Genomic DNA, 2,674 nt, shown 5'->3' on the forward strand with positions numbered 1-2,674 from the left:
GATGAACCGGGTCGACGAGATCGGCATGACGCTGCGCACGATCAACCAGCTCGGGCTGATGTTCCGCTGGCTGGTCGACGACGTCAGCGAGCAGGTGCACAACGTGCAGCGCGCGAGCAACGAGATCGCGCAGGGCAACAACGACCTGAGCGCGCGCACCGAACAGGCTTCGACCAGCGTGCAGCAGACGGCCGCATCGATGGCCGAGATGACGGCCACCGTGTCGAGCAATGCGGAGACGGCGCTGCAGGCGAACCAGTTGTCGGTGTCGGCGAGCGAGGCGGCCGAGCGCGGCGGGCAGGCGGTGAGCGAGGTCGTCACGACGATGAACGACATCACGGCGAGTTCGCGGAAGATTTCCGACATCATCGGCGTGATCGACGGCATCGCATTCCAGACCAACATCCTCGCGCTGAACGCGGCCGTGGAAGCGGCGCGTGCGGGCGATCAGGGGCGCGGCTTCGCGGTGGTCGCCGGCGAGGTGCGGGCGCTCGCGCAGCGCAGCGCGAACGCGGCGAAGGAGATCAAGACGCTGATCGGCGCGAGCGTGGACCGGGTCGAATCGGGCGCACGGATCGTCGATGGTGCCGGCAAGACGATGGAGGACATCGTCACGCAGGTGAAGCGCGTATCGGACCTGATCGCGGAGATCAGCTCGTCCACGGCCGAACAGAGCACCGGCGTGGCGCAGGTCGACCAGGCGGTCGTGCATCTGGACAACATCACGCAGCAGAACGCGGCCTTGGTCGAGCAGAGCACCGCGGCGTCGGAAAGCCTGAAGCAGCAGGCGACGCGGCTCGTGGATGCGGTGAACGTGTTTCGATAATCGTCGGCGCGCGCGGGCGCGCCCCGTTGCCATGCGGCGAGGCGACGCGACGAATCTCCGGTTTTTGGATTCGATTTGATTGCGGCAAACGAGCGGAATTTGAATTTGCGATTGTTAACCTATTAGTTAATCGTACGAGAGACGTTGCTTCAAATAATCAGACGATTGGGTTTTAAATCCTTGATGAAACTGGTTTTTTGATTCACCTATAAACAAATTGCTCAAGTTAAACAAGATGATGCAAAGTTAATGCATATTTACCCGCGGCCACCATAATGTTTTCGCCGAATTTGCCGAAAGCGCAGGAGTCTGATCGAACGCACGCGGGCCGACCGCGTAGCGTGCGGTCTCGATCCAATCCCCAAGCGGACGCAAGATCCGTCACCCGGACCTCCATACCATGCGCAATAACCAGCCTGTCACGCAACGCGAATACGAATTTCCCGACGACGCGACGCTGATGTCGACCACCGACGCGAACAGTTATATCGCGTACGCGAACGCCGCCTTTATCCAGGTCAGCGGATTTTCCCCCGAGGAGATCGAGGGTCAGCCGCACAACGTCGTGCGGCACCCGGACATGCCGAAAGAGGCGTTCGCCGACATGTGGGCGACGCTGAAGAACGGCGAACCGTGGACCGCGCTCGTGAAGAACCGCCGCAAGAATGGCGATCACTACTGGGTGCGTTCGAATACGGTGCCGGTGATGCGCAACGGACAGCCGACCGGCTACATGTCGGTGCGCACGAAGGCGTCGCGCGACGAGATCGCGGCCGCCGACGCGCTGTACCGCGCATTCCGCGAAGGCAAGGCCGGCAACCGCCGTTTCCACAAGGGGCTGATCGTCCGGACCGGGCTGATGCGCGTGGCGTCGCTGTTCCAGACGATGTCGGTGCGCGCGCGGCTGCATTCGACGCTGGGCGTGCTGGCGCCGGCGGTCGTCGGCGCGGGTTGGGCATGCGGGCTGGCCGGCGGCGGGCTCGCGGCATTTGCGGCCGCGACGGCGGGCGTGTCGGTGGCCGCCGGCCTGTGGCTCGACGCGCAGATCGCGCGTCCGCTGATGCAGTTGCGCGACCAGGCGTTGCGCGTCGCGACCGGCGAGAGCCGCACCGGCGTCGCGATGAACCGGGTCGACGAGATCGGCATGACGCTGCGCACGATCAACCAGCTCGGGCTGATGTTCCGCTGGCTGGTCGACGACGTCAGCGAGCAGGTGCACAACGTGCAGCGCGCGAGCAACGAGATCGCGCAGGGCAACAACGACCTGAGCGCGCGCACCGAACAGGCTTCGACCAGCGTGCAGCAGACGGCCGCATCGATGGCCGAGATGACGGCCACCGTGTCGAGCAATGCGGAGACGGCGCTGCAGGCGAACCAGTTGTCGGTGTCGGCGAGCGAGGCGGCCGAGCGCGGCGGGCAGGCGGTGAGCGAGGTCGTCACGACGATGAACGACATCACGGCGAGTTCGCGGAAGATTTCCGACATCATCGGCGTGATCGACGGCATCGCATTCCAGACCAACATCCTCGCGCTGAACGCGGCCGTGGAAGCGGCGCGTGCGGGCGATCAGGGGCGCGGCTTCGCGGTGGTCGCCGGCGAGGTGCGGGCGCTCGCGCAGCGCAGCGCGAACGCGGCGAAGGAGATCAAGACGCTGATCGGCGCGAGCGTGGACCGGGTCGAATCGGGCGCACGGATCGTCGATGGTGCCGGCAAGACGATGGAGGACATCGTCACGCAGGTGAAGCGCGTATCGGACCTGATCGCGGAGATCAGCTCGTCCACGGCCGAACAGAGCACCGGCGTGGCGCAGGTCGACCAGGCGGTCGTGCATCTGGACAACATCACGCA

Annotated in this window: 2 protein-coding genes; both read left to right on the forward strand. The window is 64.9% G+C overall.

Annotated features, from left to right (window positions below; genetic code table 11):
* The coding region (locus ACTJKF_RS31330; protein WP_440629005.1) for a methyl-accepting chemotaxis protein at nucleotides 1–826 on the forward strand (826 nt) is incomplete at its 5' end.
* A gap of 400 nt (nucleotides 827–1,226) precedes the next feature.
* Nucleotides 1,227–2,674: methyl-accepting chemotaxis protein (locus tag ACTJKF_RS31335; protein ID WP_440629007.1), on the forward strand; the 1,448-nt coding region annotated here is incomplete at its 3' end.

This window comes from Burkholderia sp. 22313, assembly GCF_052045245.1.
Lineage (GTDB): Bacteria > Pseudomonadota > Gammaproteobacteria > Burkholderiales > Burkholderiaceae > Burkholderia.